The sequence below is a fragment of the Bradyrhizobium sp. 23AC genome, assembly GCF_054863025.1.
Genome location: NZ_JAVAYN010000339.1, coordinates 1 through 216, shown reverse-complemented (window position 1 = coordinate 216; position 216 = coordinate 1). Strand labels below are relative to the sequence as shown.

Sequence of the window (216 nt, the reverse complement as noted above, 5' to 3'; positions counted from 1 at the left end):
GTGTCAACCTGCTCCGCGGTAAAGGCGTGGCTCTTGCCCGACAGGTCGGACGTCTGGAAGCTCCACTTGCCGTCGGCTCCCGTGGTCACCGAACCGACCGAGGTCGTGCCGTCCGACAGCTTGATCTCGCTGTTGGGATCGGCCGTGCCCTTGATCGTTGCCGTGTGATCCCAGTGCTGGCGCACATTGGTGACTTCGACGGTCGCAGCGTCCTTG

Annotated in this window: 1 protein-coding gene; it reads right to left on the bottom strand. The window is 63.9% G+C overall.

The annotated features are described in order from the left end of the window. A partial coding sequence (locus RAD10_RS42675; protein WP_461622108.1) for an Ig-like domain-containing protein occupies positions 1-216 on the bottom strand: 216 nt, incomplete at both ends.